At 42.9% G+C, this 12,021-nt stretch carries 11 protein-coding genes and 1 other annotated feature; all 11 genes read left to right on the top strand.

Annotation, left to right across the window (positions count from 1 at the left end; genetic code table 11):
- Nucleotides 1–3 precede the first annotated feature (3 nt).
- Nucleotides 4–2,451 carry an ATP-dependent Clp protease ATP-binding subunit gene (locus tag SporoP17a_RS08625; protein WP_083035978.1) on the top strand — a complete coding sequence of 816 codons (2,448 nt, stop codon included), beginning with the start codon at nt 4–6 and terminating at the stop codon, nt 2,449–2,451.
- 89 nt (nt 2,452–2,540) lie between these two features.
- Nucleotides 2,541–3,911 (top strand): DNA repair protein RadA, encoded by a 1,371-nt coding sequence (gene radA, locus SporoP17a_RS08620; RefSeq protein WP_083034278.1) that lies wholly within the window; start codon nt 2,541–2,543, stop codon nt 3,909–3,911.
- 163 nt (nt 3,912–4,074) lie between these two features.
- A complete protein-coding gene (locus SporoP17a_RS08615; RefSeq protein WP_083034277.1) occupies nt 4,075–5,163 on the top strand; it encodes a PIN/TRAM domain-containing protein in 1,089 nt (362 codons plus the stop codon).
- Nucleotides 5,164–5,189: 26 nt separating this feature from the next.
- Nucleotides 5,190–5,870 (top strand): 2-C-methyl-D-erythritol 4-phosphate cytidylyltransferase, encoded by a 681-nt coding sequence (gene ispD, locus SporoP17a_RS08610; protein WP_083034276.1) that lies wholly within the window; start codon nt 5,190–5,192, stop codon nt 5,868–5,870.
- A 13-nt stretch (nt 5,871–5,883) separates the two neighbouring features.
- Nucleotides 5,884–6,363, top strand: coding sequence for a 2-C-methyl-D-erythritol 2,4-cyclodiphosphate synthase (gene ispF / locus SporoP17a_RS08605; protein ID WP_083034275.1), 480 nt, complete (start codon nt 5,884–5,886; stop codon nt 6,361–6,363).
- Nucleotides 6,364–6,446: 83 nt separating this feature from the next.
- Nucleotides 6,447–7,907, top strand: coding sequence for a glutamate--tRNA ligase (gene gltX, locus SporoP17a_RS08600; RefSeq protein WP_083034274.1), 1,461 nt, complete (start codon nt 6,447–6,449; stop codon nt 7,905–7,907).
- Nucleotides 7,908–7,964: 57 nt separating this feature from the next.
- Nucleotides 7,965–8,179: a binding site (T-box leader), on the top strand.
- Between the two features lie 93 nt (nt 8,180–8,272).
- On the top strand, nt 8,273–8,947 hold the full coding sequence (gene cysE / locus SporoP17a_RS08595) for a serine O-acetyltransferase (protein WP_083034273.1): 675 nt from the start codon (nt 8,273–8,275) through the stop codon (nt 8,945–8,947).
- Nucleotides 8,928–10,328 carry a cysteine--tRNA ligase gene (cysS, locus tag SporoP17a_RS08590; RefSeq protein ID WP_083034272.1) on the top strand — a complete coding sequence of 467 codons (1,401 nt, stop codon included), beginning with the start codon at nt 8,928–8,930 and terminating at the stop codon, nt 10,326–10,328. The genes cysE and cysS overlap by 20 nt, the downstream gene beginning before the upstream one ends.
- A 4-nt stretch (nt 10,329–10,332) precedes the next feature.
- A complete protein-coding gene (locus tag SporoP17a_RS08585; RefSeq protein WP_099638315.1) occupies nt 10,333–10,752 on the top strand; it encodes a Mini-ribonuclease 3 in 420 nt (139 codons plus the stop codon).
- Entirely contained in the window at nt 10,749–11,507 is a 759-nt protein-coding gene (rlmB, locus tag SporoP17a_RS08580) for a 23S rRNA (guanosine(2251)-2'-O)-methyltransferase RlmB (protein ID WP_083034271.1), read from the top strand. Before SporoP17a_RS08585 ends, rlmB begins: the two co-directional genes overlap by 4 nt.
- A complete protein-coding gene (locus SporoP17a_RS08575; RefSeq protein WP_083034270.1) occupies nt 11,504–12,019 on the top strand; it encodes an NYN domain-containing protein in 516 nt (171 codons plus the stop codon). Before rlmB ends, SporoP17a_RS08575 begins: the two co-directional genes overlap by 4 nt.
- Nucleotides 12,020–12,021: the final 2 nt, after the last annotated feature.

Below are 12,021 nucleotides of genomic sequence, written 5' to 3'. Positions count from 1 at the left end.
AATATGATGTTTAATCGATTTACACAACGTGCACAAAAAGTTTTGCAATTGGCTCAAGAAGAGGCTATTCGTTTAAAGCATGAATCTATTGGTACTGAGCATATTCTGCTTGGTTTGATTCGAGAAGGTGGCGGCATCGCAGCAAAAGCTCTTGAAGCAATAAGTGTGAATGCAGATACTATTGAACGAGAAGTAGAAATTCTAGTAGGTGTAGGCTCTAAAGATGTGGGTCCGATCGTTCATTATACTCCTCGTGCAAAACGCGTTATCGAATTATCTGTTGATGAGTCTCGTAAGTTAGGACATTCTTATATCGGTACAGAGCATATTCTGTTGGCATTGATTCGAGAAGGAGAAGGCGTAGCTGCACGGGTTCTAAATAATGCAGGCGTTAGCTTGAACAAAGCTCGCCAGCAAGTACTTCAGTTGCTTGGCAATGATGAAAGTTCTGTTGGCAACCCAGCGAATTCTACATCAGCGGCAACACCAACATTGGATGGCTTAGCGCGTGATTTAACTGAAATCGCACGTGAAGGCACGCTGGATCCAGTAATTGGACGAAGTAAAGAAATTACACGTGTTATCGAAGTATTGGCACGTCGTACGAAAAACAACCCAGTATTGATCGGGGAACCGGGTGTAGGTAAAACAGCGATTGCAGAAGGTTTGGCACAGCAAGTCGTAAGTAACGAAGTGCCTGAGATCTTGCGTGACAAGCGTGTTATGACACTAGACATGGGTACAGTCGTCGCAGGTACAAAATATCGCGGCGAGTTCGAAGATAGAATGAAGAAGGTAATGGAAGAGATCCGTCAAGCGGGCAATATTATCTTGTTCATCGATGAATTGCATACGTTAATCGGTGCAGGCGGAGCGGAAGGTGCTATTGATGCATCTAACATCTTGAAGCCGTCTCTTGCACGTGGTGAACTACAATGTATCGGTGCTACAACACTTGATGAATACCGTAAATATATTGAAAAAGATGCAGCGCTTGAACGACGTTTCCAACCGATCCAAGTTGATGAGCCTTCTGTAGATGAAACAATCCAGATTATTAAAGGCTTGCGCGATCGTTATGAAGCGCATCATCGCGTGAAGATTACGGATGAAGCAGTCGAAGCAGCAGCGAAAATGTCCGACCGCTACATTTCAGACCGTTTCTTACCAGACAAAGCGATCGACTTGATTGACGAAGCTGGATCCAAAGTGCGCTTGCGTTCGTATACAACTCCACCTAATTTGAAAGAGCTTGAAGTGAAACTTGAAGCAATCCGCTCTGAAAAGAATGCAGCTGTTCAAAGCCAAGAGTTTGAAAAAGCCGCTTCTTATCGTGATAAAGAGCAGAAAATGAAAGAGGAATTGGAAACAACGAAAGCAGCTTGGAAGGAAAAACAAGGACAGACTGAGTCCGAAGTGACAGTGAATGATATCGCGTCAGTCGTAGCGATGTGGACAGGAGTTCCTGTTGACAAGATTGCGGAAACAGAGTCTGCTAAATTACTGAACATGGAAGAAATTTTGCATCAGCGTGTCATTGGTCAAAAAGAAGCTGTGTTATCTATTTCGAAAGCTATCCGTCGAGCGCGTGCAGGATTGAAAGATCCTAAACGTCCAATTGGTTCATTCATTTTCTTAGGCCCAACTGGTGTAGGTAAAACTGAACTGGGTCGTGCATTAGCAGAAGTGATGTTCGGCGATGAAGATGCGATGATTCGTATTGATATGTCCGAATACATGGAGAAGCATTCTACATCTCGTTTGGTCGGATCACCTCCAGGTTATGTAGGATACGATGAAGGCGGTCAGTTAACGGAGAAAGTTCGCCGTAAGCCGTACTCAGTTGTATTGCTAGATGAAATTGAAAAAGCGCATCCAGATGTTTTCAATATCTTACTGCAAGTATTAGAAGACGGACGCTTAACAGATTCTAAAGGCCGTACAGTTGATTTCCGTAACACAGTAATTATTATGACATCGAACGTTGGAGCGACTGAATTGAAGAAAAACCGCTATGTCGGCTTTAATATTCAAGACGGCGAATCCGATTACGATGACATGAAGGAAAAAATGCTTGCGGAATTGAAGAAAGCATTCCGACCGGAGTTCTTAAACCGTGTGGACGACATGATCGTCTTCCATTCGTTAGAGAAAGAACAATTACGTGAAATTGTCAGCTTGATGAGTGAAGAGCTAGCTAAGCGTTTGGCTGAACAAGATATCGAGTTAGTGTTGACGGAGTCGGCTAAAGACAAAATCACCGATGAAGGATATGATCCGGAGTACGGAGCTCGTCCACTCCGTCGTGCGTTGCAAAAACACGTAGAAGATCGTTTATCCGAAGAGTTATTAGAAGGTAAAGTTCTAATGGGTGGAAAAGTAATTGTAGATGTAGAAGATGACAAGTTCGTTGTACGTACGGAGAAACAAACTGTAGCAACTGAAAAATAATAATAGGATAATCCGGATAGCTCGCTCGCTTAGTTTTTAAAAAGCGTAGCGGGCTGTCCTTTTCGTATTTTCAAATAAGGAGAGAGTGTATGGCTAAGCGAAAGTCAAAGTTTATGTGCCGTTCTTGTGGATATGAGTCCGCTAAGTGGATGGGACGTTGTCCTGGTTGTGGGGAATGGAACACGATGGATGAAGAAGTAGAGATTGTGCAAAAAGGACCGCGTGCTGCATTTCAGCATGGTGACAGAGTGAAGCATAAAGCTTTGCCTATTAGTCAGGTAGAAATGGCTGAAGAGCCACGGGTTAAAACGGAATTAGAAGAATTAAACCGCGTACTCGGTGGTGGGATTGTTCCGGGATCGCTCATATTAATTGGTGGCGATCCAGGTATCGGGAAATCTACATTGTTGCTACAAGTCTCATCGTTACTTGCGAATCAACAACAGCGTGTACTATATATTTCCGGAGAAGAATCGATTAAGCAAACTAAGTTACGTGCAGAACGATTAGGCGTGAAGTCAGATGAGTTATATATTTATGCCGAAACTGATCTGGCGATGATTAATGAAACCGTGGATGAAGTGAAACCGAAATTTGTGGTTGTGGACTCCATTCAGACTGTTCATCACCCTGAAGTATCATCAGCACCAGGAAGTGTATCGCAAGTTCGTGAATGTACCGCAGAACTAATGCGTATAGCGAAGACGCAAAATATTGCCATATTCCTCGTAGGTCACGTAACAAAAGAGGGACAGATTGCAGGACCGCGATTGCTTGAGCATATGGTGGATACGGTTCTGTATTTTGAAGGAGAACGTCACCATACGTACCGTATTTTACGTAGCGTTAAAAACCGCTTTGGTTCCACCAATGAAATTGCAATCTTTGAAATGTTGCAGGCTGGATTAAAAGAAGTTTTAAATCCATCTGAAATGTTCTTGCGTGAGCGATCACAAGGTGGAGCAGGCTCTACTATTGTCGCTTCCATGGAGGGCACACGGCCTATACTTGTTGAAATTCAAGCGTTGATGACAGCATCAAGTTTCAATTATCCGAAGCGTATGGCGACCGGATTGGATCAAAACCGTGTACAGCTATTAATGGCGGTATTGGAAAAACGTGCTGGGATGCTATTGCAGACACAAGATGCGTATATTAAGGTTGCAGGCGGTGTTAAGTTAGACGAGCCGGCCATTGATTTAGCAGTCTTGCTAAGTATTGTTTCTAGTTATCGCGACACGGCTGTAGGCGCGCGCGATTGTTTTGTTGGTGAAGTAGGGTTAACAGGTGAGGTTAGACGGGTATCTAGAATAGAACAACGCGTTACAGAAGCGGCAAAGCTTGGCTTTGACCGCATCATTATTCCATCATCTAATTTGGGCGGTTGGGATATTCCAGACGGGATCGAAGTGGTGGGCGTTGAGACGATCACAGAAGCGTTAGGAATGGCCTTCAGATAATGTCTATTTATATGGCGGGATAAGTAGAAAGGAAAGAAACTTTCCCGCTATTTAGATAGTCCTAGTAGGAGGAGTGAGGAATTTTCAGAAATTCCTCACTTAACCTAAGCGGCTAACTGCAATTCGTTGTATACTATTAGGAAGGAAAAGGAGGTGGAAGAATATGTTGAAAAGAGTGGTCCAAGTTTCATTCTTATTAATCGGAGGAACTCTCGGTGTTTTATTTTTACCGTACTTATTCGCTATGTTTGAGTTTACATCACGCCCTATCATAGAAAATCCTTATGTAGAGGCAATTATAGGAGCTATCATTCTATTTTTATTAAGCTTATTTTTAACTGAACCGATTGTGAATTTTATTAAATGGATTGAAGAAAGACTTCTAAAAGCGCCGATCATGGATTTATTATTCGGTACGATCGGATTAGTCGTAGGGTTAATCGTAGCCTTTTTATTCAGTTTCGGACTAAGCGCAATTGGTTTTCCAGTAGTGTCTTCTGTTGTTCCTGTCTTATTGTCTATTCTTCTCGGCTATTTAGGTTTCCAAGTAGGTTTTAAAAAGTGGGAAGAGTTTATTAATGCATTTTCTAATTTACGCATGACAACAGCAAAAAAGAAAGAATCGACAGAACCTGTTGTCGCTCCACCACAAAAAGACGTATATAAATTACTGGATACAAGTGTCATTATCGATGGACGTATTGCAGATATAGTGGCGACAGGATTTTTACAGGGAATTTTAGTGGTGCCTCAGTTTGTACTGACTGAACTACAGCATATAGCCGATTCATCCGATACGTTGAAGCGAACAAAAGGTAGACGTGGCTTAGATATTCTAAAGCGTTTGCAAAATGATGATGGTCCTCAAGTGCTCATTACGGACGAAGATATTCTGAATGTAGCCGAAGTGGATTTAAAGTTAGTTAAACTGGCGAAGAAAATGGATGGATTGGTTGTAACCAATGATTTTAACTTAAATAAAGTCTCGGATTTGCATGGTGTTGCGGTATTGAATATAAATGATCTCGCTAACGCGGTAAAACCAGTGGTCATTCCGGGTGAAGAAATGCATGTAGTCGTAATCAAAGATGGTAAAGAGCATAATCAAGGCGTCGCATATTTAGATGATGGCACTATGATCGTCATTGAAGATGGTCGGTCTCATATCGGAGATGCTATTGACGTCGTAGTCACGAGTGTATTGCAAACATCTGCAGGACGAATGATTTTTGCTAAACCAAAAGGTCGATAACTAGCATAGAAAGCAGAGTGACAAACGTGAAATATACAGTGATGATTCCTGCTGCAGGAAGCGGTAAACGAATGGGGGCTGGACAAAATAAGCTCTTTCTAAAAATTGGTGAGCATTCAATTTTGTATCATACAGTCAGTGTGTTTCAAGAAGACCCTAATTGCGAAGAAGTCATTATGGCTGTGAAGCCGGAAGAGCAAGTTGCAATTGAAGAGATTCTCAAACAGTATCAACACGTGAAACCTATTACATTTGTAAAGGGTGGTGGTGAGCGTCAAAACAGTGTTGCGGCTTGTATCTCTGCTTACAAAGGGAAAGGTATTGTTCTCGTCCATGACGCAGCTAGACCTTTTTTGAATTCATCCGTCATTACAGAACTGGTGCGTACTGCTAATGAAAAAGGTGCAGCTATAGCGGCAGTTAAGGCGAAGGATACAATTAAGTACGCGGTAGATGGTACTGTAAAAGAAACCTTGGATCGTGGAAAGCTGTGGCTCGTCCAAACGCCTCAGGCATTTCAATATGAATTGCTGAAAGAAGCATCGGAGTCGGCTATTTCAGAAGGTTTCCTTGGCACGGATGAATCGATGTTAGTAGAACGTCTTGGCTACAAAGTCCAAGTGGTGGAAAGCTCGTATGACAATGTAAAGATGACAACCCAAGAAGATCTTGCTATAGGTGAAATCTTACTGGCTAGAAGAAAGTAGGAGGAATAATTACATGTTTCGAATTGGACAAGGTTTTGATGTGCATGCATTTGAAGAAGGTAGACCACTCATTATCGGTGGTATTACCATCCCGCACTCAAAAGGATTAATAGGTCACTCCGATGCGGATGTGCTATTGCATACAGTAACAGACGCTGCACTTGGTGCAATTGGTAAAGTGGATATTGGTACACATTTCCCTGATACGGATGACGCGTTTAAAGACGCTGACTCTGCTGTTTTATTGGAAACTGTATGGGCGATGGTGAAAGAAGAAGGCTACCGTTTAGGTAATATTGATTGTACAATTATTGCGCAACGTCCAAAAATGGCACCGTACATTGGAGATATTCGTGAGCGCGTGGCGGAATTGCTGGAAGCGGATCTGTCGCAAGTGAATGTGAAAGCTACGACTACGGAACGTCTAGGCTTCCCAGGTCGTGAAGAAGGAATCGCAGCCATGGCAACGATTTTACTGATGAAAAACCAGTAACTTTCAAAACGTCCCTTAGAATGCTAAAATAGATAGGAAATTATATAAGAACGTAATCAATTCGAAACGGAGAGGTAAATATTATGACACAAGAAGTACGTGTGCGTTATGCACCGAGTCCAACAGGCCAACTACATATTGGCGGCGCGCGAACCGCGTTATTCAACTATTTATTCGCTCGTCACTATGGCGGAAAGTTTATTGTTCGTATTGAAGATACAGATATAGCGCGAAACGTTGAGAGTGGTGAACTTTCACAACTTGAAAACTTGACGTGGCTCGGTATCCATCATGATGAATCCATTGATGTTGGTGGAGAATACGGCCCATACCGCCAAATGGAACGTCTGGACTTGTATAAGAAATATGCAGACGAAATGCTTGAAAATGGACATGCCTACAAATGTTTCTGTACACCTGAAGAGCTAGAAGCAAAGCGTGACGCACAGAAAGAAGCGGGAATCGCAGCACCTATGTATGATGGTACTTGTCGTCATTTAACAGCAGAACAAGTAGCGGAAAATGAAGCTGCCGGGAAGTCATACAATATCCGTATGCGTGTTCCTGAAAATACTACGTATACGATTGATGATCTCGTGCGCGGTGAAGTAACGTTTGAATCAAAGGACATCGGTGACTGGGTTATGGTTAAGACGAATGGAATTCCTACGTATAACTTCGCAGTAGTAGTCGACGATCACTTGATGAAGATCTCTCATGTTTTCCGTGGAGAAGAGCATCTGACGAATACACCAAAACAACTAATGGTATTTGACGTATTTGGTTGGGATCATCCACGGTTTGGTCATATGACGCTGATCGTCAATGAGGAACGTAAAAAGCTTTCAAAACGTGATGAGTCAATTATTCAATTCATTGCACAATATAAAGAGTTAGGCTATTTGCCTGAAGCGATGTTTAATTTCTTCTCCTTGCTTGGTTGGTCCCCTGTCGGAGAAGAAGAGATTTTCTCACATGACGAACTCGTAGAACAATTCGATGAATCTAGATTGTCAAAATCTCCTTCCATGTTCGATACGGATAAGCTGACGTGGATGAATAACCAATATATAAAAAAATTGTCCTTGGAAGAAGTAATTGAGTTAACATTGCCACATCTACAAGCGGCAGGATTGGTTTCAGAAAATATGTCTGCTGAGGAACAAACGTGGGTTCACGATTTGATCGCGCTATACCACGGCCAGTTGAGCTTTGGTGCTGAAATCGTCGAGTTATCCGCCCAGTTCTTCCATGACACATTGGAATATGATGAAACAGCATCTGAAATTTTGGCGAGCGAACAAGTGCCTGAAGTGATGACGTCACTTAAGAAGCAACTAGAAGAATTGGAAACATTCGATGCACCGTCTATCAAATCGGCAATTAAAGCAGTTCAAAAAGAAACAGGACATAAAGGGAAGAATTTATTCATGCCTGTGCGTGTCGTGGCGACTGGTCAGACATCAGGACCTGAACTACCGGATGCCATTGCACTTATTGGTAAAGAGAAAATCCTCCAACGCGTTGGAAGATTCGCAAAATAAACAATATTGACATTTCGATGAGTTTCTGTAAAATGAACTTAATATACCATTGTCATATAGAAAGCGTCGAAAAGGAAAGTACGTAGTGGATACTCTATAGAGAGGGTCATCTAGGCTGGAAATGACCTGAGTCGTTCACTATCGAAATGCACCTTTGAGCGATGAGCCGAAACTAGTAGTAGGCCATACGTACAGTCTGCGTTAAAGACATTAAGCGGGGGACAATTATGTCCTCAAGCGGAGTGGAACCACGCATTTAATGCGTCTCTGTCATCATACGTGACAGGGGCGCTTTTTTTATCTTAAGAAATTACGCTATAGGGAAAGTCGCCGTCATGGGAAAGAAGAAAAAAGGGGGAAGTTCATTGTTCAAACGTATGAAAGAAGATATTCGATGCATTTTCGATCAAGATCCGGCAGCTCGCAGCACGGTTGAAGTAATCTTAACGTATTCTGGGTTGCATGCAATTTGGATGCACCGTATTGCGCATGTATTTTATAAGCGTAATCTTCGGTTTTTGGCTCGGGTAGTATCGCAAGTTAGCAGGTTTTTCACAGGTATCGAAATTCATCCTGGAGCTGTGATAGGCAGACGTCTTTTCATTGATCATGGGATGGGTGTAGTCATAGGGGAAACATGTGAGATTGGCGATGACGTGACACTTTACCAAGGGGTTACATTAGGTGGAACAGGAAAAGAAGGCGGTAAGCGACACCCGACACTTTGTGATAATGTATTGGTTGCGTCGGGTGCCAAAGTACTTGGTTCCATTACGATTGGGGAGAATAGTAAGGTTGGAGCGGGCTCGGTCATCTTGAAAGAAGTGCCGCCAAACTCTACAGTAGTGGGGATACCAGGGAAAATCGTTATTTCAAATGGTGTACGTGTAAAGAATAAACTAGATCATTCCACGCAAGATCCAATTGCGGATGAAATCAAACGATTAGAAAAGCAAATTCAAGAGTTGAAGCTGCGTACTGAGCAGTTGGAAACCGTGAATGGAGAAAAGGGAGATTTACATGAGCATTCAACTTTATAATACATTGACACGCAAGAAAGAAAAGTTCATTCCAATAGAAGAAGGAAAGGTTAAAATGTATGTCTGTGGACCCACCGTTTATAATTATATTCATATCGGAAACGCTCGTCCTGTGATTGCATTTGATACGATTCGTCGCTACTTGGAATATCGCGGCTATGAAGTGAATTATGTCTCAAACTTTACAGACGTAGACGATAAAATCATTAAAGCGGCAAATGACTTAAATGAAGAAGTAGGAGACTTGACTGAACGTTTCATTGCGGCTTATCACGAAGATGTCAGTGCTCTTGGTTGTGAAGTAGCGACAGCGCATCCTCGCGTAACGGAGCACATCGAAGACATTGTAGAATTTATTCAGGTTCTTATCGATAAAGGTTTTGCCTACGAATCTCGTGGGGACGTCTATTTCCGTACACGTGAATTCGAAGGCTATGGGAAACTTTCACACCAATCCATTGATGAATTAAAAGTAGGTGCGCGAGTAGAGGAAAATGCAATCAAAACAGACCCTCTTGACTTTGCGCTTTGGAAATCAGCGAAAGAAGGGGAAGTCTCATGGGATAGTCCTTGGGGCAAAGGTCGTCCGGGCTGGCATATAGAATGCTCGGTAATGGCCAAGCAGCTTCTTGGGGACACGATTGATATTCATGCAGGTGGGCAAGACTTAACATTCCCACATCATGAAAATGAAATTGCGCAATCTGAAGCGGCTACAGGTAAAACTTTCGCCAACTATTGGATGCATAACGGTTATATCAATATTGATAACGAGAAAATGTCGAAGTCATTAGGGAACTTTATTTTGGTACATGATATTCGTAAGCAAATAGACCCGAAGGTGTTGCGTTTCTTCATGCTTTCCGTACACTATCGTCATCCAGTTAACTTTGCACAGGATCTTGTAGAAAGCGCGGCGAATGGACTGGAACGTATCCAAACTGCGTACAGCAATTTGCAGCATCGTTTAACGATTTCGGCTGATCTAGCAGAAGACTCCGCATCATGGTTAAATAAGATTAACGAACAAATTAAGGCATTTGAAATGTCGATGGATGATGACTTCAATACGGCTAATGCGATTGCCGCCGTATTTGAACTATCTAAACAGGCAAATGTATACTTGCTTGAGAAAAATACAGACCGTCACGTACTTCAGCAATTCATCGATGCGTTAGATCAATTAATGGGTGTGCTTGGATTGCCATTTGATAGCGCGGATGAATTAGTGGATGACGAAGTAGATGCATTGATCCAAGAACGTCTTGATGCTCGAAAGAATCGTGATTTTGCACGTGCGGATGAAATACGCGATGAACTAAAAGCGCAGGGAATCATTTTAGAGGATACAGCACAGGGCACTCGCTGGAAAAGAGGGTAACGGTGTGGAGAATTTACGTGAAATAGACGTTAAACAACTCAATGCACTTGCTCTCGCATATATGGGCGATGCTGTATATGAAACAGCGGTCAGAGAGCATTTACTGCGCCATGGACGTGTAAAACCGCAAATTTTGCATAAAGAAGCTACACGCTTCGTTTCTGCAAAAGCTCAGGCGCGGATTATCCTAACGATGAGAGATCAACAAATTCTCACAGAAGAAGAATTAGCGGTAATGCGCCGTGGTCGCAATGCGAAAGCAGGGTCCGTCCCTAAAAACACTGACGTTACTACGTATAATTATAGCTCCGCATTCGAAGCGGTTCTCGGGTATGTACATTTATTGGATCGGCAAGAGCGTCTGGCTGAACTAATAGAGACGGCGATTCGACTAGTGGAGCATCCTGAGGAGGAGAAAGCATGACAGAGCTAGAAATTGAACTGATTGGTGGAAGAAACCCTGTTGTGGAAGCACTGCGTTCGGGCAGGCAATTGAATAAAATCTGGGTAGCGGAAGGTGTCAATAAGAAGAGTATAGGTGAAATAATAAAGCTCGCTAAAGAAGCAGGAGTGGTTGTGCAGACAGCTCCGAAGCAGAAACTAGATGGCATGACGGATCTGAGTCACCAAGGAATTCTCGCTTCAGTTGCTGCCTATGACTACGCGGAGTTGGAAGACTTATTCGCAATTGCTAAAGAGAGGCAGGAAGATCCGTTCTTCATTATTCTAGATGAGCTAGAGGATCCGCATAATTTGGGGTCTATCATACGAACAGCGGATGCTTCGGGTGTTCATGGCATCATTATTCCCAAAAGACGCGCTGTTGGTTTGACAGGCGTAGTAGCGAAAGCTTCGACAGGTGCGATTGAACATATACCGGTTGTGCGAGTGAATAATTTGTCTCAAACTGTGGACGAGCTTAAGAAGCAAGGGGTATGGATTGCGGGAACAGACGCTTCCAACTCCACGGATTATCGCCATATGGATGCAACGTTACCTTTAGCCGTCATAATAGGTAGTGAAGGAAAAGGAATGTCACGCATTTTGCGCGAGAGGTGTGATTTCCTTTATAGTTTACCGATGGTTGGCAAAGTTACGTCTTTAAATGCTTCAGTAGCGGCGGCGTTGTTGATGTATGAAGTTCTACGAAAGCGTCAATCCGCTCAGGCTCCGTCATGAAGAAAGATGTGCTGCTCGTTGATGGATACAACATCATCGGGGCGTGGCCTGAATTGCAGCAACTGAAACAAGAAGATTTTGCGCAAGCGCGTGATCGGCTTATCGAGAGGATGGCGGAATTCCAGGCTAATAGGGGATGGCGCGTTATTGTGATATTTGATGCCCACCTAGTGCCTGGTATCGAAAAACGAAAAAAGCAATATCGTGTGGAAGTTGTCTTTACTAGAGAAAACGAAACAGCGGATGAACGCATTGAAAAGTTGGTATCCGAATTATCCAATCGCTTGACGCAAATTCACGTAGCTACTTCTGATCTCGTAGAACAATGGGTAGTGTTTGCTCAAGGTGCACTTCGCATCTCTGCAAGAGAGCTGGAAATTGCTATGAAAGAAGTAGATCGTGTAATCGCACAAAGGTTAAAAGATTCATTAGAACAAAAGCCTCTATCAAAGATTCCTCTGACGGATGAAGTGGCAGCGGAATTTGAAAAAATGAGACGTGGTGGAAAATGAGT

The organism is Sporosarcina ureae (assembly GCF_002082015.1).
GTDB classification, from domain to species: Bacteria; Bacillota; Bacilli; order Bacillales_A; family Planococcaceae; genus Sporosarcina; species Sporosarcina ureae_A.
The sequence above is the reverse complement of the archived record's forward strand: the minus strand, read 5'-3'. Positions and strand labels throughout refer to the sequence as shown.